This is a genomic window from Arthrobacter sp. AG258, assembly GCF_004364695.1.
Lineage (GTDB): Bacteria > Actinomycetota > Actinomycetes > Actinomycetales > Micrococcaceae > Arthrobacter.
Map to the genome: position 1 here is coordinate 66,802 of NZ_SOBI01000001.1, position 19,787 is coordinate 86,588.

Here is a 19,787-nt window from a genome sequence, read left to right on the forward strand (position 1 = left end):
GGAGTAATGTTTTATCGAATGTGCACTCGACCGGCTCCGCTCACGCGCGCCGGCGGCCGGAAGGAGGTCCCGTGGCGCTGATCCGCAGGGTCGCTTTGCTCTCCCTCCACACCTCCCCCATGGAACAGCCCGGTTCCGGCGATGCCGGCGGAATGAACGTGTACATCCGTGAGCTGGCTTCGGCGCTGGCGGAAGCCGGTGTTGAGGTCGAAATCTTCACCCGCGCCACCTCCCCCGACCAGCCCGCCGTCGAACACCCGGATCCCGGCGTCTGCGTCCACAACGTCCTGGCCGGACCGCCCACGAAGGTCCCCAAGGAGGAGCTGCCGGGACTGCTGCACGCCATGGTGGCGGAAATCGAGCAGATCCGCCGCCGCCAGCCGCACGGCCGGTATGACGTCATCCATTCGCACTACTGGGTGTCCGGGATCGCCGGGCTTGAGCTGTCACGGCTCTGGGACGTTCCGCTGGTCCACACAATGCACACCATGGCAAAGGTCAAGAACCTGCTGCTGGAGTCCGGCGAACAACCCGAACCCCGCCGGCGCGAGCTGGGCGAGCACCGCATCGTGGAGGGCGCGGCCAGGCTCATCGCTAACACCAGTTCCGAGGCCGCCGAACTCGTGTCCCACTACGGCGCCACCTACGACCGGATCGACATCGCGCCGCCCGGCGTGGACCTGAGCACCTTCACCCCGGCGTTCCGGGCGCGGGCCAGGGCAGAGCACGGCGTCGGCCCCAACACCTTCCATCTGGTGTTTGCCGGCCGGATCCAGCGGCTCAAGGGTCCCCAGGTCCTGGTCAAGGCAGCGGCGCTGCTGCGCAAACGCCGCCCGGACATCGACCTTCGGGTCACCATCCTGGGCGCCTTGAGCGGCAACAAGGAATTCAACCTCCGCTGCCTGGTGGCGGAGGCGGGAATGGACGACGTCGTCACTCAGCTTCCGCCGGTGAAGGCACCTGAGCTTGCATCCTGGTTCCGCGCGGCGGACGTGGTGGTGATGCCTTCCTTCAGCGAGTCCTTTGGACTGGTGGCCCTTGAGGCCCAAGCCTGCGGGACGCCCGTGGTGGCCACCCGGGTGGGCGGCCTGTCCCGCGCAATCTTCCACGGCCGGACCGGGCTCCTGGTGGACGGACACCATGCGGCGGACTGGGCGGATGCGCTCGAAGCCCTGTACGACGATCCCGCCACGCGCGAGGACCTGGGCCGGGCGGCCGCCATCCGTGCCCAGAGCTCCGGCTGGCAGCGCACGGCCGCCATCACGCTCGAAAGCTACCACGCCGCCGTCGACCATTACTCGGGGCACCGCCTCGCCCCGGCCGTGCCGGCCTCCTGACAAACCTCCGCCCTTGCTTCGGAGGCCACTCCCGTGACGGCTGTTCCCTCGGAGCCGGCCCGGGTGCTGTTAGCTTAGGGGCAGGTGTCCGGCGCCGGCCGGTACAGGAAAGGACAACGATGTCTGGTCTTCCTTCTGATCTTGAGATAGCCCGGGCCGCCCGGATCCGGCCCATCGGGGAAATCGCTGCAGCGGCCGGGATCAACGCCGACGCCCTGGAGCTCTACGGGCGGTACAAGGCGAAGATCGATCCGGCCAGGCTCGAGGCACCGGCACCATACGGCAAGGTGGTGCTCGTGTCCGCCATGTCCCCCACCCCGGCTGGAGAAGGCAAATCCACCACCACGGTGGGACTGGCCGATTCGCTCGCCCGCGCCGGCCACAAGGTGATGATCGCGCTGCGGGAGCCGTCCCTGGGACCCGTGCTCGGGATGAAGGGCGGCGCTACCGGCGGAGGTTACTCGCAGGTGCTGCCCATGGACGAGATCAACCTGCACTTCACCGGTGACTTCCATGCCATCTCCTCGGCCAACAACGCGCTCATGGCGTTGGTGGACAATCACATCTACCAGGGCAACGCCTTGAACATCGATCCGCGCCGGATGACGTTCAAGCGCGTCCTGGACATGAACGACCGGTCCCTGCGCGAGGTTGTCATCGGGCTGGGCGGTCCAACACAGGGGGTGCCGCGGCAGGACGGGTTCGACATCACGGTGGCGTCCGAAATCATGGCCGTCTTCTGCCTGGCAACGGACCTGTCGGATTTGCGGACGCGGTTGGGCCGGATCACGTTCGGCTACACCTACGACCGGACGCCGGTGACGGTGGCGGACCTGGGCGTGGAGGGTGCCTTGACCCTGCTCCTGAAGGAGGCGGTCAAGCCCAACCTGGTGCAGACCATCGCAGGGACTCCCGCTTTGGTGCACGGCGGGCCGTTCGCCAATATTGCGCATGGCTGCAATTCGCTTATCGCCACCCAAACCGCGCGGCGGCTCGCGGACCTGGTGGTGACGGAAGCCGGTTTCGGTGCCGACCTGGGGGCAGAGAAGTTCATGGACATCAAGGCCCGGTACGGCGTCCTGGCCCCGTCCGCCGTCGTGGTGGTGGCCACCGTGCGGGCGCTCAAAATGCAGGGCGGCGTGGCCAAGGACGCATTGACGCGCCCGGACCTGGCCGCGCTTGAGGCCGGCGTGGCGAACCTGCGCCGGCACGTCCACAACGTGGAGAAGTTCGGTGTGACCCCGGTAGTGGCCATCAACAAGTTCTCCTCCGATGCGCAGGAAGAACTGGACTGGCTTCTGGCTTGGTGCCACGCGGAGGGCGTGCAGGCCGCCGTCGCGGACGTATGGGGCCGCGGCGGAGGAGGCGACGGCGGTGACGAGCTCGCGGCGCTGGTGGCGAAGGCGGTGGACGCTCCCGGCAAATTCCGACACTTGTACCCGTTGGATTTGTCTGTGGAGGACAAGATCCGGACCATCGCCCAGGAGATCTACGGGGCGGACGGGGTGGACTTCTCCGTGCCGGCCTTGAAGCGCTTGGCAGATATCGAACGGAACGGCTGGAGCGGGTTGCCCGTGTGCATGGCCAAAACGCAGTATTCCTTCACGGACGACGCCTCCCGCCTCGGCGCCCCGAAGGGCTTCACCATCCACGTCCGGGACCTGCTGCCCAAAACCGGGGCAGGCTTCATCGTTGCGTTGACGGGTGCCGTGATGACTATGCCCGGCCTGCCGCCCGTCCCGGCTGCGCTCCGCATGGACGTGGACGCCGACGGCAACCCTGTGGGCCTCACCTGAAACCCCCGCTCACTTCTTACCCCTCTCCACCGAACCCCCGCTCACTTCTTGCCCCTCTCCAACGAACCCCCGCTCACTTCTTGCCCCTCTCCAACAAAACCCCCGCTCACTTTCGACCAAACCGAATGAGCGCCTGTGGATAACTTCCGACGGGCTCCGGCTGCTTGAATAAGAATGCAGTATGCGATCCCAGCCGCCCCTGCCCTCCCACTTGGCAAGCAGTCCGTTCACCCTCGAAAGTTCCAGGCGCGCAGGGCTGCACTACAGCCGCTTACGGCGCGCAGATGTTGAGCATGTAAGCCGTGGGCTATACCGTCCGGCCGGTTGGGATTTCTGTCTGGAGGAGGCCGCCCGCAGCCTGTCGGAGGCTTCGCCTGGCGCGTGGATTTCCCATGTCACCGCGGCTCGACTCCGGAGTTTCCTCCTTCCGCCTTGGCTGTCAGACTCCAACGAGCTGCACCTCAGTAAACCCAGCGCCCTTCCCGGCGCACGCAGGAGGGGAATCCACGGCCATCGGCTCATTGTGAAGCCTGGCGAGATTGAGTGCGTTGAAGGGATGTGGCTCAGCACCCGTGCCCGGACGTGGCTGGATTTGGCACGGCTACTCCCATTGAACGATTTGGTGGCTGCGGGAGACCAGCTCATCCGGAGACCACGGCCTGACCTCGAAGGCAGAGAGGGCGCGTACTCAACACTTGGGGAACTAAAGGCTTTGGTCGGCCGACATCCAAATCTTCAAGGCGTTGTCCGCGCCCGGCAAGCACTGGACCTCATGCGGGTAGGGGCGGACTCTGCACCGGAGACATTCCTTCGATTGTCCATGCTGGACGCCGGTCTTCCTGAACCGGAGCTGCAGATAGAACTTCGTCCGGGGGACCCCCGCTCGCCATCGGCCGACCTCGGCTTTCGTCTGCCCAGAGTTGCTATTCAGTACGACGGCGGCCATCACCTTTTCGAACCGCAGCAACAGATCGATCGGCGCAGGAACAAGGCCTTCGAACGAGCCGGCTGGACCGTCATCATCGTCGAAAAGGCCGATCAGGAGGACGGTTTTGCGGGAGCGCTCAACAGAATCAGGCATGCCCTAAGGAATTCCGCCGCCAATCCTGTGGCCGCCTCGGGCTTCGCCAACGAGTGAAACCCGCTGGATAGAGGATCGCACCCTCAGCTAATCGCGGAAAACACGTCAAAGGTGAGCGGGCGTTCCGGGAAAACGCGTCACACGTGAGCGGGCGTTTCAGGAAAACACGTCAAAGGTGAGCGGGCGTGGTTAAGCAGGAACGCTCCCCCACCTGTATGGGTGAGGGAGCGTTCGAGGGGTGCTAGCGTTCGAGGTCGCCGCGGATGAAGGCTTCGACCTTTTCGCGGGCGAGGTCGTCGTTGAACTGCTCCGGCGGGGACTTCATGAAGTAGCTCGACGCCGACAGCAGCGGGCCGCCGATGCCACGGTCCAGGCCAATCTTCGCCGCACGGATCGCATCGATGATCACACCGGCCGAGTTCGGCGAGTCCCAGACCTCGAGCTTGTACTCCAGCGAGACGGGGGCATCACCGAAGTTCCGGCCCTCCAGGCGCACGAACGCCCACTTGCGGTCATCGAGCCACTGCACGTAGTCCGACGGGCCGATGTGCACGTCCTTGGCAGCCAGTTCCGCCTCAACGTTCGAGGTCACCGCCTGGGTCTTGGAGATCTTCTTCGACTCTAGCCGGTCGCGCTCGAGCATGTTCTTGAAGTCCATGTTCCCGCCGACGTTCAGCTGGTACGTCCGGTCCAGGGTCACGCCGCGGTCCTCGAACAGCTTGGCCATGACGCGGTGCGTGATGGTCGCACCGATCTGGCTCTTGATGTCGTCGCCCACGATCGGCACGCCCGCGGCGGTGAACTTGTCGGCCCACGCCTTGGTGCCGGCGATGAAGACCGGCAGCGCATTGACGAAGGCCACGCCGGCGTCAATGGCGGCCTGCGCGTAGAACTCTGCCGCCTTCTGCGAACCCACGGGCAGGTAGCAGACCAGGACATCCACCTTGGCGTCCTTGAGCGCCTGGACAACGTCCACGGGTTCTTCGGTGGATTCCTCGATGGTCTCGAGGTAGTACTTGCCCAGCCCGTCCAGGGTGTGGCCGCGCTGGACCGTCACGCCCGTGGGCGGAACGTCAGCGATTTTGATGGTGTTGTTCTCGCTCGCCAGGATGGCGTCGGAGAGGTCAACGCCGACCTTCTTGCCGTCGACGTCAAACGCGGCGACAAATTCAACGTCGCCCACGTGGTACTGGCCAAACTCAACGTGCATCAGGCCCGGAATGGTCTCCGCGGGATCGGCATCCTTGTAGTACTGGACGCCCTGCACCAGCGAAGCGGCGCAGTTGCCCACGCCAACGATTGCAACACGGATCGGATGTGAAGACACAAAACTCCTTTGGGAACAAACGTCAGCCGGCCGGGTATGGCTCCGCAGGAAGTCCGACGGCGGCCGGCTGGCACGGCGCCGCACGGCGCCTTTTCATACTACCCAACGCAGCGGGACCCGGCGCTGCTGCGCCGGGTCCCGCTGCGTAAGAAAGCTTCGTCAGCGCTGTCCGTTGAAGCGGACGTTACGACTCCTGCTTCCAGAGGTTGATATCGGACTCCACGGCGAACTCGTCGATGGCGGTGAGTTCGTCGGCGGAAAACTCGAGCTTGTTGATGGCGGAGAGTGTGTCCTCGAGTTGGCTGACGCTGGAGGCGCCCACCAGGGCAGAGGTGACCGGTGAGCCCTTCGGCTGGTCGCGCAGGATCCAGGCGATGGCCATTTGGGCCAGTGACTGCCCGCGGCCCTCGGCAATGCGCCGCAGCCCGCGGACCCGGTCCAGCTTCTCTTCAGTGATGGAGTCCTCGGAAAGGAACCGGGCCTTGGCGGCACGGGAATCTTCCGGGATGCCATGGAGGTAGCGGTCGGTGAGCATCCCCTGGGCGAGGGGCGAGAATGCGATGGACCCGGCGCCCACCTGGTCCAGCGCCTCGTACAGGTTGGGCGATCCGTCCTCGGTCCAGCGGTTCAGCATGGAGTAGCTGGGCTGGTGGATGAGCAGCGGCGTTCCCATCTCTTTCAGGATCCGGGCTGCCTCAAGCGTCTGCTCAGGAGTGTAGGAGGAGATGCCGGCATAGAGTGCCTTGCCGGACCGGACCGCGTAGTCCAGGGCGCCCATGGTCTCTTCCAGCGGCGTCTCGGGATCGGGCCGGTGGCTGTAAAAGATGTCCACGTAATCAAGGCCCATGCGTTGCAGCGACTGGTCGAGGCTGGAGATCAGGTACTTGCGGGATCCCCACTCGCCGTACGGGCCGGGCCACATGTAATAGCCGGCCTTGGTGGAGATCACCAGTTCGTCCCGGTAGGGCTTGAAGTCGTCCTTGAGGTGGCGGCCGAAGTTGGTTTCGGCGGAGCCGTCAGGGGGCCCGTAGTTGTTGGCGAGGTCGAAGTGGTTCACGCCGAGGTCGAAGGCCCGGCGCAGGATGTCCCGTTGCTCTTCAAAGCGCTTGTCGTCGCCGAAATTGTGCCAGAGGCCCAGGGAGATGGCAGGGAGTTTGAGTCCGCTGCGGCCGACACGGCGGTAGGGCATGGAGTCGTAGCGGTCGTCCGCTGCTGAATAAGTCATGGGTTCCATCCTGCCAGTTGTGACGCGCTGCACATCATGTGTTAGCGCTCAGCAGAAAAGTTACGCCGCGGATGCCCGCGGCGTAACTTCTCGTTCCTAGGACGCGAGGATGGCCGCGCTCCACGGAGCCAAGGCCAGGTAGCCGCCGTCCAGGCCGGTCCCGTCATCCGTGGCCAGCAGGACGTTCCCCGAAGCGTCGAGGCGTACCTTCGCGTCGGTGAAATTCACCAGCACCTCAACGGAACCGCGGCGGAACCGCAGCCAGCCGGCGTCGTCGTCGAACTCCACCTGCGTGCCGTCAAAGCCAAGGCCTGCCAGCTCCGGATGGGAGCGGCGCAGCGCCGTCAGCGACCGGTACAGCTCCAGCAACCGGGCGTGCTCGCCCGTGGTGGCCTCGGCCCAGTCCAGCGTGGACCGGCGGAAGGTTTCCGGGTCCTGCGGATCGGGCACGACGGCGGGATCCCACCCCATGCGCTCGAACTCCCTGATGCGCCCTTCCGCGGTGGCTTTCCCAAGCTCGGGTTCCGGGTGGGAGGTGAAGAACTGCCACGGCGTGGTGGCACCGTATTCCTCGCCCATGAACAGCATGGGCGTGAACGGCGAGGTCAGGGTGAGCACCGCGGCCACGGCCAGTTGTCCGTACGACAGGGACTGCGAGAGCCTGTCCCCCGTGGCCCGGTTGCCGATCTGGTCGTGGTTCTGGTTGCAGACCACCAGTGCCTCCGGGTGCACCAGGGCACCGTTGATAGGCCGCCCGTGGTGCCGGCCTCGGAAGCTGGAGTAGCTGCCGTCGTGCAGGAACCCGTCCTTCAGCACCTTGGCCAGCACGGCCAAGGACTCGAAGTCGGAGTAGTAGCCGGTGGTCTCGCCACTGACATTGACGTGTACCGCGTGGTGGAAGTCGTCGCTCCACTGGCCGGCCAGGCCGTACCCGTTGGCGTCCCGGGGGTAGATCAGGCGCGGATTGTTCAGGTCCGATTCGGCAATGAGGGTCTTGGGCAGCCCGGTTTCAGCCGAGACAGCGTCGCCCAAAGCGCCCAATTCCTCAAGGATGTGGACTGCGCGCTCATCCCGCAGCGCGTGCACGGCATCGAGGCGGAGTCCGTCCACGTGGTAGTCGCGCAGCCAGAGGGCCGCGTTGTCCAGGATGTATTCGCGCACCACATCCGAACCTGGCCCGTCCAGGTTCACCGAGTCGCCCCACGTGTTGGCATCGCCCTGCTTCAGGTACGGGCCGAACTTGGGCAGGTAGTTGCCGCTGGGTCCCAGGTGGTTGTACACCACGTCCTGGATGACGCCGAGCCCGGCGGCATGGGCGGCATCCACGAACCGCTGGTACGCGGCCGGCCCGCCGTAGCCCTCGTGCACCGCGTACCACTGGACGCCGTCGTAGCCCCAGTTGTGCGTTCCGTTGAACCCGTTGACCGGCAACAGCTCCACGAAGTCGATGCCCAGGTCCACCAGGTAGCCCAGCTTGTCCACCGCGGCATCCAGGGTTCCTTCGGGAGTAAAGGTGCCCACGTGGAGTTCGTAGATCACGGAACCCTGCAGATCCTTGCCGCGCCACCCCGTGTCCTGCCACGCGAAGGAGGCAGGATCGTAGGTGCGGGACAGCTTGTGCACACCGGCGGGCAGGCGGCGCGACCTTGGATCCGGGACAGGAGTGGAGTCCCCGTCCAGCAGGTAGCCGTAGTCCACCTCGCCGCCGGCCGGGGCGTCAGGTGCGGTCCACCATCCCTCGGATCCGGGAGCCGTGTCCATTTTCTGCATGGGGTATGCACGGCCATCGGCCTGCAGGACCACCGATGAAGCGTCCGGCGCCCACACATCGAACCGCCCGGGGCCAGCGTTGACGAGCGTCATTCGTTCCCTCCATCCACGGGGACCAGCAGGGCCACCGGGTAGGTGCCCAGCAGCTCGGCCACGGCAACCGGGCCCGGTCCGTAGCCGGCTCCCGTCAGTTCGTCGCGCATGGCGGTGGAAAGGTCGACGGCGGTGTCCCGCCAGCCGCCGCCGGCTTCCAGTCCGGCCGGGAGCCGGGTAGCAAGTGCCAGCACACCGGAGGAGGCCTCGGTTCCGCGGGAGAACGCGAGCAGGTGATCTGCTGCGGCCCCGGTGGCGGCCACGGGAGCGTAGCCCTGGAACAGCTCGGGCCGGTCCCGCCGCAGGCGCAACGCCCGCGAGGTGACCAGAAGCTTGCTGGCTTCCGTGCCCGCGGCCGGCAACTGCCCGGCGTCGAGCTTTGCCAGCTCCGCCTGCCGGACAGCAAAGTCCACCGGCCGGCGGTTGTCCGGGTCCGTGAGTGACCGTTCCCAGAACTCGCTGCCCTGGTATACATCCGGCACACCCGGCATGGTCAGCTGGACCAGCTTTGCCGACACCGAATTGGCTGCGGAAAAGGCGTCGATGCGGGCCACGAAGTCCGCGACCACCTTGGCAACCTTCGCGTCGTCGAACACCGCATCCACGGTGGCCTTCACCTTGGACTCGAAGTCCTCGTTGGGATCGGTCCACGTGGTGGAGTTGCCCGCCTCCCGGGCGGCCTTTTCCGCATACCCCTGCAACCGCTCACGGCTGGCGGGCCAGGCGCCGATGATTGCCTGCCACAGCAGGTTCTCGTACGGGCCGTCGGGGATCGGCGCCAGGCCACGCAGCGTGTCCAGCGTTTCCGCCCACTCCCGCGGCAGTTCGGCGATGACCGAGATCCGGGCCCTGGCGTCCTCGCTGCGCTTGGTGTCGTGGGTGGACAGGGTGGTCATGGACAGCGGCAGGTCCTGCTGGCGCCGCTGCATCCGCCGGTGGAATTCCTCCGGGGCCACGGCGAATTCGGTGGGTTCGGCGCCCACCTCGGTCAGGGTGCCCAGCCGGGTGTAGCGATAGAACGCGGTATCCTCCACGCCCTTGGCCATAACCATGCCGGAGGTCTGCTGGAACCGGATGGCGATGGGGTTGGCCGGGTCCAGGAGCAGCGGGAGGAGGGTGCCCACCGCGACGTCCAGGTCCGGCCGGTGCGCTGCGGCGGATTCGCAGGCTTCCTTGAGGACGTCGGCGCCTACCGGCAGGTAGGACCGGTACACCGGGAAGGATGCGATGATCTCGGCGATGGCGTCGGCTGCCTGGTCCACGCTGAGCCCGTACGACCCGGGAACCAGCCGGGCCAGCCGCAGCACCTCCGAACGCAGGATGCCATCGGCAATCATGCGCTTGGTACCGCGGATCATGGCTGCATAGTCCGCCGGTTCCGCGGTACCACGCAGACCGGAATCCAGGGCGTCGAGGGCCTGTTGGCCTGCCGGGTCCACGAAGACCCTGTCCACGTCGGCCAGCGCGTCATAACCGGTGGTGCCCTCGCAGGCGAACTCCTGGGGCAGGACTTCACCCGGTTCCAGGATCTTTTCCACCAGGACGTAGGCGCCGCCGCTGAGGTCCTTGAGCCACCGGAGGTAGCCGGCGGGATCCGCGAGGCCGTCCGGATGGTCCACACGGAGCCCGTCCACCAGGCCCTCGGTGAACCAGCGGCCTACCTCCGCATGCGCCTGTTCGAAGACGGAAGGTACCTCGACCCGGATCCCGGCGAGGGTGGTCACCGCGAAGAAGCGCCGATAGTTCAGCTCGGCATCGGCACGGCGCCAGTCCATCAGTTGGTAGTGCTGGCGGGCGTGGACGTCCTGCGGGGAGTCCCCTTCGGTGTACGTGCCCTCGGCCAGCGGAAACCGGTGGTCGTAGTAGCGGAGTTCGCCGTCTTTGACCTCAAGTTTGTCCAAGTCGGCGTCCGATCCCAGCATGGGAAGCCGGACTTTTCCGCCGCCCAGTTCCCAGTCGACGTCGAAGGCTTCGGCGTAAGGGGACTCGCGGCCCTCCTTCAGCAGCGACCACCACCACGGGTTCTGTGGCGGTGAGGCCACGCCCACGTGGTTCGGCACAATGTCCACCAGGACGCCCATGCCGTGCTCGCGGGCCGCCTTGGAGAGGGCCAGGAGGCCTTCGGGGCCGCCGCGTTCAAGATCGACGGCAGAGGGGTCGGTTACGTCGTAACCGTGGTCCGAGCCCTCCTCCGCCGTAAGGATGGGAGACAGGTACACCCAGTCCACGCCGAGGTCCTTCAGGTACGGGACCTTCTCTGCGGCGTCGAAGAGGGTGAAGCTGCTCCGGATTTGGAGCCGGTAGGTGGAAGTCGGCGTCCTCATTTGTCGGTTGCCTTTGTGGCACCCGTTTCGGTTGCCTTTTCGTCAGCTGCGTCGGCGGCTTCGGTGGCTTCGGTTGCCCGCGCCTCGCTCGCCTCCGCTGCCTTGGTCTGGGCCTCCACCATCTCCCCCTGGGCCTCTTCGTGTTCTGCCATGGAGGCCAGGGACGCGGCTGCCGAGGTATCCACTTCAGTCTCGGGGCCTGAGTAGGCGCGCAGTACCACCATCGACTTGGCATCCAGCGCCAGGGTTGCGCCGGCTTTGAGCGGTTCGTAGGCTTCGGCCTGCGCTGCCGTATCGATCAGGACTTCCCAGTACTGGGAGTATTCGTCCGAGGGCAGGCAGAAGTCCACGACGTCGTCGTGGGCGTTGAACGCCATGATGAAGCTGTCGTCGGTGATGCGGCGGCCGCGTGAATCCTGCTCCTGGATGCCGTCGCCGTTGTAGAACACGCCGATGGTCCGGCCGAAGCCGCTTCCCCAGTCTTCGGGCCGCATCTCGGTGCCGTCGGTCTTCAACCAGACGATGTCCGGGAGCTTTTCGCCCTCACCACGGACTACCGGGCGGCCGTCGAAGAAGCGGCTGCGCCGGAACGTGGGGTGGTCGTGCCGGAGCTTGTTGACGAACGCGGTGAATTCCACCAGCGGCTGGTCCATGGCTTCCCAGTGGATCCAGCTGAGCTCGGAGTCCTGGCAGTAGGTGTTGTTGTTGCCCTGCTGCGTGCGGCCCAGTTCGTCGCCGTGCAGCAGCATGGGCACGCCCTGCGAGAGCATCAGGGTGGCGATGAAGTTCCGCTGCTGCCGGGCCCGCAGGGTCAGGACCTTGTCGTCGTCAGTGTCGCCTTCAACGCCGCAGTTCCAGGACCTGTTGTGCGATTCGCCGTCGTTGTTGCCTTCGCCGTTGGCCTCGTTGTGCTTCTCGTTGTAGGAAACGAGGTCGCGCATGGTGAAGCCGTCGTGGGCGGTGACGAAGTTGATCGACGCCACCGGGCGGCGGGCGGAGCTTTCGTAGAGGTCTGCGGAACCGGTCAGGCGGGATGCGAATTCGCCCAGGGTGGCCGGTTCGCCGCGCCAGAAGTCGCGGACGGTGTCGCGGTACTTACCGTTCCACTCCGTCCACTGCGGCGGGAAGTTGCCCACCTGGTAGCCGCCGGGGCCAACGTCCCACGGCTCGGCGATGAGCTTGACCTGGGAAACGATCGGATCCTGCTGGATGAGTTCGAAGAACGTTGAGAGCTTGTCCACGTCGTAGAACTCGCGGGCCAGGGTGGAGGCGAGGTCGAACCGGAAGCCGTCCACGTGCATCTCGGTGACCCAGTAGCGAAGGGAGTCCATCAGCAGCTGAAGGGAGTGCGGGTGGCGTACGTTCAGCGAGTTGCCCGTGCCGGTGTAGTCCATGTAGTGCTTGAGGTCGTTGTCCACCAGGCGGTAGTAGGCCTGGTTGTCGATGCCCTTGAAGGACAGCGTGGGGCCAAGGTGGTTGCCTTCGGCGGTGTGGTTGTAGACGACGTCGAGGATCACTTCGATGCCGGCCCGGTGCAGGTCGCGGACCATGGCCTTGAACTCCTGGACCTGGTGCCCGACGTCGCCGGTGGCGCTGTAGGTGTTCTGCGGGGCGAAGAACCCGATGGTGTTGTAGCCCCAGTAGTTGTTGAGCCCCTTCTCCACCAGGGTTCCGTCATTGACGAACTGGTGGACCGGCATGAGCTCAATGGCGGTGACGCCAAGCTTCTTCAGGTGCTCAATCACGGCCGGATGCGCCACGCCGGCGTAGGTGCCGCGCTGCTCTTCGGGAATCTCCGGGTGGAGTTCGGTCAGGCCCTTGACGTGGGCTTCGTAGATCACGGACTGGTGGTAGGGAATCCGCAGCTGGCGGTCGCCGTCCCATTCGAAGAACGGGTTGATGACCACGCCGTGCATGGTGTGCGGGGCGGAGTCGGCGTCGTTGCGGGAGTCCGGGTCGCCAAACTCGTAGGAAAACAGGGCCGGGTCCCAGTCGATCTGGCCCTGGATGGCCTTGGCGTAAGGATCCATCAGCAGTTTGTTCGGGTTGAAACGGTTCCCGCTGGCGGGGTCGTACGGACCATGGACGCGGTAGCCGTACTTCTGGCCGGGCTGGATGTGCGGCAGGTAGCAGTGCCAAACATAGCCGTCCACCTCGGTCAGTTCGATCCGGGTCTCGGTCAGGTCATCAGCCAGGAGGCAGAGTTCGACCCGCTCGGCCCGCTCGCTGAACAGGGCGAAATTGGTGCCGGTGCCATCAAAGGTCGCTCCCAGCGGATAGGCAGTTCCAGGCCAGACTTCCATCGTGCTCCTCATTTTGTGGTCAGCAGCAGAGGGCATCGGAACGCCCCTGCTGCTGGTGCGAACTAATGCCTACCGTAGTGGTTGGCTGTGACTATTACGTTTCCAGGCTCCATATTTACTAAGCATGCTGACTTTACCCCAAATTTCAGGTATACCCTCCGCGATGCGGGCCGCCGTGATGGGTCCGCCCGCCACGGACTCCGACGCGGCCGTCCCGGCGCGCCCATGCAGCGCGGCTCCGAGTGCGGCCAGGACTGCCCAGCGGTCGTCGTCGTCCAGGCCCAGCTGGCGGAAAGGTTCGACGGCGGACCCCGCCTGGGCGAGCAGCGCGCCGATGACACCGGCCAGGACGTCCCCGCTCCCGGCGGTGGCCAGCCAAGGGGTGCCGTCCGCCTGGCTGAAGGTCTGGCCGGATGGCGAAGCCACCAGCGTGGTGGCGCCCTTGAGCAGGACGGTGGCACCGGTACGGTCCGCAGCGCGGCGGACGGCGTCGAGGGTACCCGCTTCCACGGCCTCCCGGTCTTCGCCGCCACCGAGCCGCTGGAACAGTGAGGCAAGCTCCCCGGCATGCGGGGTCAGCACCACATGCGGCGCCAGCGTGTCCGGGAGGGCAGGCAAGGCGCCGGCGTCAGCCACGACCGGCAGGCCGGACGTGACGGCATCGCCGGCGCGGGCCAGTTGGCCATGGTCCTTTGGGCCCATGCCGGAGCCCACCAGCCAGGCCTGCACGCGGTTTTCCGCGACGCTCCCCGTGCTGCACACGACCTCGGGGCAGGATTGGCGGACCAAGTGCGCCACTGAGGGCGGGCCAAGGTACCGGACCATGCCCGCGCCGGCGGCCAGCGCGCCACGGCAGGCGAGGACGGCGGCACCGGGATAGTCCTCAGAGCCGGCCACAACTCCCAGCACACCCCGGGAGTACTTGTGGGCGCGTCGGGCGGGGTGCGGCAGCAGGCCGGCCATCTCGGCAGCTTCAAGCCTGCGCAGGGACGGCTGCGGAAAGTGCCCTTCAATCCCGATCGGTACCACCAGGACGCGGCCGGCATAGTCGGCTCCGGGATCGGCCAGCAGCCCGGACTTCGCTCCCCCGAACGTCACCGTCAGGTCGGCCGCGAGAACCTCGCCGGCGGCCTCTCCGCTGTCCGCGTCGACGCCGCTGGGGAGGTCGCAGGCCACCACCAGGCCGTGGGCGCCGCCGGCTGTCCGCGCGCCCGCAAGGGCCTGGACGAAGGCTGCGGCGAGTCCCCGCAGGCCGCCCTTGGCGCCGGTTCCCAGCACGGCATCTATGACGACGTCGGCGCGCGCGGCTTCCGCCGCCAGCTCCGGAAGTGCCTCTTCGGTGAGGCGGTTCACCCGGCCGCCGGCGCGCTCGAATGCGTCGAGGCCGCCGGAATGGACGGCATCCCCGGTGAGTACCGCCGTCGTACGCATTCCCCGGGCGGCGAGGAAGGCAGCAGCGTAGAGCCCGTCTCCACCGTTGTTGCCCGTTCCCGCCAGCACCACCACGCTGGCGCCGTACAGGCGGGCACCGCGTGAACGAAGCTCATGGACGACGCCGGTGGCCAGGCCGTGCGCGGCGCGGAGCATGAGTTCCTCTCCGCGCCCGGCGGCGAGGAAGGGTTCTTCGGCTGCGCGGACCTGGGTTCCGGTATAGGCGGTGAGCATGCGGCGGCCGCCGGGTCAGCCTTCGGCCAGTACCGTTGCGGTGGCGATGCCGCCGTCGTGGCTGATGGACAGGTGCCAGCGTTTGACGCCCTTAGCCTCGGCAACCGCCAGGACGGTGCCCTTCACCTGGACAGTGGGCCCGTTCTGGTCCAGGCCGATCCAGCAGTCCTGCCAGTTCATTCCGGCGGGCGCGCCGAGGACCTTGGCCACGGCTTCCTTGGCCGCGAACCGGGCAGCCAGGGACCGGGTGTTCAGTTCCCGCTCCGCGGGGACGAACAAGCGGTCCCTCAGCCCGGGTGTGCGCTCCAGCTGGCGGCCGAACCGCTCAATGTCTACTACGTCTACCCCAATGCCAACGATCATGGGCTCATTCTACGGTGGGACCATCCCCCGCACGCCCGGGTGCAGCACCGTTGGCGCGGGTTCTTTCCGTTGTCCGCCGATAGCGCAATTGCGTGGGTTAACGCGGGAAGCCCCGGGCTTGTGGGCCCGGGGCTTCCAGCGGTTAGGGAGTCACCGCTACTCGACAGTGACGCTCTTGGCCAGGTTGCGGGGCTGGTCCACGTCGTATCCCTTGGCTGCGGCCAGCTCCGCCGCGAAGATCTGCAGCGGAACCGTGGTCAGCAGCGGCATGAGCAGGGTGGGGGTCTCCGGTACGTAGAAGACATACTCGGCGTAGGCCTTGACGGCTTCGTCGCCTTCCTCGGCGATGACCAGGGTGCGGGCGCCGCGGGCACGGACTTCCTGGATGTTGGAGACCACCTTGGCGTGCAGCGAATCGCGTCCGCGCGGGGACGGAACCACGACGAACACCGGCTGGCCTTCGTCGATCAGGGCGATGGGGCCGTGCTTGAGCTCACCGGCGGCGAAGCCCTCGGCGTGGATGTAGGCGATCTCCTTGAGCTTCAGCGCACCTTCAAGGGCCACCGGGTAACCCACGTGGCGGCCCAGGAACAGCACGGACTTCTCGTTGGCCATGCTGCGGGCCAGTTCGCGCAGCGGCCCGGCGTTGTCCAGGATCTTTTGGATCTTGGCGGGGATCTTGTTCAGGTCCGCCAGGACGTCCTTGATTTGGCCGGAGAAGATGTTGCCGCGCAGCTGTGCGAGGTACAGGCCCAGCAGGTAGGCGGCGGTGATCTGCGCCAGGAAGGCCTTGGTGGAGGCGACGGCGATTTCCGGCCCGGCGTGCGTGTACAGGACGGCGTCGGATTCACGCGGGATGGTGGAGCCGTTGGTGTTGCAGATGGAGATGGTCTTGGCGCCCTGTTCGCGGGCGTAACGGACCGCCATCAGGGTGTCCATGGTCTCGCCGGACTGGCTGATGGACACCACCAGGGTGTTCTCGTCCAGGATGGGATCGCGGTAGCGGAACTCGTGTGCCAGTTCCACCTCGGTGGGAATCCGGCACCAGTTCTCGATGGCGTACTTGGCCACCATCCCCGCATAGGCGGCGGTGCCGCAGGCCAGGACAATGATCTTGTTGACCTGCTTGAGCAGCTCCGGATCGATCCGCACCTCGTCCAGCGTCAGTTTGCCCTTGATGTCCGAGCGTCCCAGCAGGGTCTGTGCCACGGCGTCGGGCTGGTCGTTGATCTCTTTCTCCATGAAGGAGGAGAAGCCGCCCTTTTCCGCCGAGGCCGGGTCCCAGTCAACGTGGTACTCCTTGCCCTGGGCCGGGTTGCCGTAAAAGTCGGTGATGTCCACCGAGTCCGCCGTGATGGTGACGATGTGGTCCTGGCCCAGCTCTACGGCCCGGCGGGTGTAGTCGATGAACCCGGACACGTCCGAGCCCAGGAAGTTCTCGCCGTCGCCCAGGCCCACCACCAGCGGTGAGTTGCGGCGGGCGGCCACGACGACGTCGGGCTGGTCCGCGTGCACGGCCAGCAAGGTGAAGGCGCCTTCGAGGCGCTGGCAGGCCAGCTCCATGGCGTGGGTCAGTCCGCCGTTCGCGGTGTCCCCGCCCAGCTTGTTCCGGAGGATATCTGCCAGCAGTGCAGCGGCCACCTCGGTGTCCGTTTCGGAGAGGAAGGTGACGCCCTTTTCCAGCAGCTCGAGCTTGAGCTCAGCGAAGTTCTCGATGATGCCGTTGTGGATCACGGCCAGCTTGCCGCCATCCGCCAGGTGCGGGTGCGCGTTGCGGTCCGTGGGGCCGCCGTGCGTCGCCCAGCGGGTGTGCCCGATCCCGGTCACCGTCTCGGGCAGCGGGCGCGCCTCAAGTTCAGCGATCAGGTTGCTCAGCTTTCCGGACTTCTTCCGCGACTCGATGGCGCCCTCGGACACCACTGCCACACCGGCAGAGTCATAACCGCGGTACTCCAGGCGGCGGAGCCCCTCAAGGACAACGTCCAACGCGCTGTGACCATCAATTGCACCGTCGGTCGAACGGCCTACGTAACCCACGATTCCACACATAGGCACAAGACTATCGGCAGCGTGCCGGTTGCTCTAAACCGGTAAGCGCCGCCGCGCGGCCCAAGTGACGCAGCTCGCCGCGCTGAGCAGGGGCGTCATTTCGCGATGCGCCGGGCGGGGGGCAGAATCTTTAGCGTGACTTCGCAACGCAATGAAGCGAACGGGGAGGGTGCCTCGCCGTTCGTGGAGCTGGACCGGCATACCTGGTCCCGGCTCGCAGCCCAGATGGAACAGCCCCTTAACGAAGAGGATGTGCTGCGCCTTCGCGGGCTCGGCGACCCCTTGGACATGAACGAAGTCCGCGACGTCTACCTGCCCCTCTCGCGGCTCCTGCACCTGTATGTGGAGGCAGCCGGGCAGCTGCATGCCGCCACCACCACCTTCCTGGGTGAGCAGACCCAGCGCACGCCGTTCGTGATCGGGGTGGCCGGTTCAGTGGCGGTAGGCAAGTCCACCATCGCCCGCGTGCTGCGCGAGATGCTGCGCCGCTGGCCCGGTACCCCCAACGTCGAACTGATCACCACCGACGGTTTCCTGTATCCGCTGGCTGAGCTCAAGCGCCGGCAACTGCTGGACCGGAAGGGGTTCCCCGAGTCCTACGACCGCCGGGCGCTCCTCCGCTTCGTGAGCGAAATCAAAGGCGGGGCCGAGGAAGTGCGGGCACCCTGGTACTCGCACGTCACCTACGACATCGTGCCGGAAAAAGAAGTGGTGGTGCGCCGGCCGGACGTGCTGATCGTGGAGGGCCTGAACGTGCTGGCCCCGGCCCGGCCGCGGCATGACGGACGCCAAGGGCTGGCGCTGAGCGACTTCTTCGACTTCTCCATCTATGTCGATGCCAAGACCTCCTACATCGAGGAGTGGTACGTGGACCGGTTCCGGAAGCTGCGGAGCACCGCGTTTGCGCAGCCGGAGTCCTACTTCCACCGTTACGCCACCCTCTCCGATGAGGAAGCCGAGAACACCGCGCGGGACATCTGGAAGCGGATCAACGAGCCCAACCTGGAGGAAAACGTCCTGCCCACCAGGGGCCGGGCGCAACTGGTGCTGACCAAAGAGGCCGACCATTCCATCCGCCGCATGCTCCTGCGGAAGGTCTAGCACACGTGTGCTACGAATGCGGATCGGCCACGCGCCGCAGCTTTGCCCGCTTCCTCGCGGCGGGGGCAGGGCTGACGGTCCTGGCAGCCTGCACGCCGGCGGCACCTCCGGCTGCGCCGGCGTCGTCCGCTGCTCCTTCTGCCGCGCCGCCCTCCCCCGCCGCCACCACGACGCCGGATGTGGCCACCGTGGGCCAGTCGCCGGAAGCACAGTCCCCCACTCCATCGCCGTCCACCACGTTGGCGCGGCAGTTCTCGCTGGACGACCCCGCAAGCCAATGGGTCATCGTCAACAAGCACCGGCCGCTGGCGCCCGCGGACTATGCGCCGGCAGATTTGGTGCGTCCCGCCGTCGCCATTTCCGCCTCGGGTGAAGCGGCCCTGCTGAACAGCACGACGGCGGCAGCGGCCGAGGCGATGTTCGCGGCTGCGGCGCGGGATGGCGTGGCGATGGTCCTGGCCAGCGGCTACCGCTCGTACAGCACCCAGGTGACCACCTACAACGGGTACGTCGCCGCGCGGGGACAGGCCGACGCCGATACCGCCAGTGCGCGGCCCGGCCACTCGGAGCACCAGACGGGATGGGCCTTCGACATCGGGGACGGCGGCGGGGCCTGCAGCTTCGAGCCATGTTTCGCAGACCAGCCGGCGGCCACCTGGGCGAAAGCGAACGCCTACAGGTACGGCTTCGTCGTGCGCTATCCGTGGATGCTTCACCCCATCACGGGCTACTACTACGAGCCCTGGCACCTTCGGTTCGTGGGGGTTGAGGCTGCCACTGACATGGCGAAGCGCGGCATCGGCACCCTGGAGGAATACTTCGGCCTGGAAGCGGCGCCCGCCTACCCGTGAGGGACGCACCAGGCTCTTGTCGGGCCTGACACGCAGCGGGAATTTACCTCGGCGTCATCCGGAGGCCTGCGGCTGTGGGCTAGCGTGGTTCCCATGCTGACAGGATTCAAGAATTTCATCATGAAAGGCAACGTCGTTGACCTTGCCGTCGCGGTTGTCATGGGTACTGCCTTCGGTGCAGTGGTGACGGCGATGGTGAACAAGGTGCTCATGCCATTCATTTCCGGCCTGGTGGGTGCGCCGAACTTTGACAGCTTTGCGAGGGTTGAACTGAATGGCAACGCCATCGAGTTCGGTGTGCTCCTGACCGCGATCGTCAACTTCCTGCTGATTGCGGGCGCCATCTACTTTGTGGTGGTCATGCCCATGAACCACATGATCGAGCGCCGCAACCGCCGGCTGGGCATCGACAAGAACGTCAAGGAGGAGGCTGCGGAGGATCCGCAGGTTGCGCTCCTGACCGAAATCCGTGACGCACTGAAGGACCGCGCCGTCTAGGTCC

At 66.3% G+C, this 19,787-nt stretch carries 14 protein-coding genes; 6 read left to right on the plus strand and 8 right to left on the minus strand.

Annotated features, from left to right (window positions below; all coding sequences use genetic code 11):
- Positions 1-71: 71 nt before the first annotated feature.
- The 3 genes from mshA (at position 72) to DFO47_RS21465 (ending at position 4,271) form a co-directional block, all read left to right on the plus strand.
- Positions 72-1,337 (plus strand): D-inositol-3-phosphate glycosyltransferase, encoded by a 1,266-nt coding sequence (mshA, locus tag DFO47_RS00255; protein WP_018760391.1) that lies wholly within the window; start codon positions 72-74, stop codon positions 1,335-1,337.
- Between the two features lie 119 nt (positions 1,338-1,456).
- On the plus strand, positions 1,457-3,133 hold the full coding sequence (locus DFO47_RS00260; protein ID WP_133830294.1) for a formate--tetrahydrofolate ligase: 1,677 nt from the start codon (positions 1,457-1,459) through the stop codon (positions 3,131-3,133).
- Between the two features lie 814 nt (positions 3,134-3,947).
- Positions 3,948-4,271 (plus strand): hypothetical protein, encoded by a 324-nt coding sequence (locus DFO47_RS21465; RefSeq protein WP_347876389.1) that lies wholly within the window; start codon positions 3,948-3,950, stop codon positions 4,269-4,271.
- Between the two features lie 184 nt (positions 4,272-4,455).
- Here the strand turns inward: DFO47_RS21465 and DFO47_RS00270 are convergent, their stop codons facing one another.
- The 8 genes from DFO47_RS00270 to glmS form a co-directional block, all read right to left on the minus strand.
- Entirely contained in the window at positions 4,456-5,541 is a 1,086-nt protein-coding gene (locus DFO47_RS00270; protein ID WP_018760394.1) for an inositol-3-phosphate synthase, read from the minus strand.
- A gap of 184 nt (positions 5,542-5,725) precedes the next feature.
- Positions 5,726-6,766 carry an L-glyceraldehyde 3-phosphate reductase gene (gene mgrA, locus DFO47_RS00275; RefSeq protein ID WP_133830296.1) on the minus strand — a complete coding sequence of 347 codons (1,041 nt, stop codon included), beginning with the start codon at positions 6,764-6,766 and terminating at the stop codon, positions 5,726-5,728.
- Between the two features lie 96 nt (positions 6,767-6,862).
- The gene (treZ, locus tag DFO47_RS00280; protein ID WP_133830297.1) at positions 6,863-8,629 is read right to left on the minus strand and encodes a malto-oligosyltrehalose trehalohydrolase; all 1,767 of its coding nucleotides are present in this window, start codon (positions 8,627-8,629) and stop codon (positions 6,863-6,865) included.
- Positions 8,626-10,953 carry a malto-oligosyltrehalose synthase gene (gene treY / locus DFO47_RS00285; protein WP_133830298.1) on the minus strand — a complete coding sequence of 776 codons (2,328 nt, stop codon included), beginning with the start codon at positions 10,951-10,953 and terminating at the stop codon, positions 8,626-8,628. The genes treZ and treY overlap by 4 nt, the downstream gene beginning before the upstream one ends.
- Complete coding sequence (glgX, locus tag DFO47_RS00290) at positions 10,950-13,256, minus strand: glycogen debranching protein GlgX (protein ID WP_018760398.1); 2,307 nt, start codon at positions 13,254-13,256, stop codon at positions 10,950-10,952. The genes treY and glgX overlap by 4 nt, the downstream gene beginning before the upstream one ends.
- Positions 13,257-13,325: 69 nt before the next feature.
- Positions 13,326-14,921: an NAD(P)H-hydrate dehydratase gene (locus DFO47_RS00295; protein ID WP_133830299.1), complete on the minus strand. Its 1,596-nt coding sequence runs from the start codon at positions 14,919-14,921 to the stop codon at positions 13,326-13,328.
- A gap of 15 nt (positions 14,922-14,936) precedes the next feature.
- Entirely contained in the window at positions 14,937-15,284 is a 348-nt protein-coding gene (locus DFO47_RS00300) for a holo-ACP synthase (RefSeq protein ID WP_018760400.1), read from the minus strand.
- Positions 15,285-15,440: 156 nt separating this feature from the next.
- The gene (gene glmS / locus DFO47_RS00305; protein ID WP_133830300.1) at positions 15,441-17,333 is read right to left on the minus strand and encodes a glutamine--fructose-6-phosphate transaminase (isomerizing); all 1,893 of its coding nucleotides are present in this window, start codon (positions 17,331-17,333) and stop codon (positions 15,441-15,443) included.
- 105 nt (positions 17,334-17,438) lie between these two features.
- On the opposite strand from glmS, the gene coaA reads away from it, so the two are divergent.
- The 3 genes from coaA to mscL all read left to right on the plus strand — a co-directional run bounded on the left by coaA (position 17,439) and on the right by mscL (position 19,783).
- Complete coding sequence (gene coaA / locus DFO47_RS00310; protein WP_196803302.1) at positions 17,439-18,434, plus strand: type I pantothenate kinase; 996 nt, start codon at positions 17,439-17,441, stop codon at positions 18,432-18,434.
- 5 nt (positions 18,435-18,439) lie between these two features.
- On the plus strand, positions 18,440-19,285 hold the full coding sequence (locus tag DFO47_RS00315) for a M15 family metallopeptidase (protein WP_133830301.1): 846 nt from the start codon (positions 18,440-18,442) through the stop codon (positions 19,283-19,285).
- Between the two features lie 93 nt (positions 19,286-19,378).
- Positions 19,379-19,783, plus strand: coding sequence for a large conductance mechanosensitive channel protein MscL (gene mscL, locus DFO47_RS00320; protein ID WP_133830302.1), 405 nt, complete (start codon positions 19,379-19,381; stop codon positions 19,781-19,783).
- Positions 19,784-19,787 lie beyond the last annotated feature (4 nt).